Genomic DNA, 252 nt, shown 5'->3' with positions numbered 1-252 from the left:
TCCGCAGTAGCTCAGTGGTAGAGCTATCGGCTGTTAACCGATCGGTCGTAGGTTCGAGTCCTACCTGCGGAGCCATACAGAGAAGTACCCAAGTGGCTCAAGGGGCTCCCCTGCTAAGGGAGTAGATCGCTAACGCGGTGCGAGGGTTCGAATCCCTTCTTCTCTGCCATACATATTGGCCCGTTGGTCAAGTGGTTAAGACACCGCCCTTTCACGGCGGTAACACGGGTTCGAATCCCGTACGGGTCACCA

Annotated in this window: 3 tRNA genes; all 3 read left to right on the top strand. The window is 56.3% G+C overall.

The window, feature by feature from the left end:
* The 3 genes from HFD78_RS29270 to HFD78_RS29260 all read left to right on the top strand — a co-directional run bounded on the left by HFD78_RS29270 (nucleotide 1) and on the right by HFD78_RS29260 (nucleotide 252).
* Nucleotides 1–75: transfer RNA gene (locus tag HFD78_RS29270), tRNA-Asn, on the top strand.
* A 3-nt stretch (nucleotides 76–78) separates the two neighbouring features.
* Nucleotides 79–169: transfer RNA gene (locus HFD78_RS29265), tRNA-Ser, on the top strand.
* A gap of 8 nt (nucleotides 170–177) precedes the next feature.
* Nucleotides 178–252, top strand: a tRNA-Glu gene (locus HFD78_RS29260).

This window comes from Bacillus sp. EKM501B (assembly GCF_011800505.1).
GTDB classification, from domain to species: Bacteria; Bacillota; Bacilli; order Bacillales; family Bacillaceae_G; genus Bacillus_A; species Bacillus_A cereus.
Note: the sequence above shows the minus strand (reverse complement) of the source record. Positions and strands in the feature narration are given on the sequence as shown.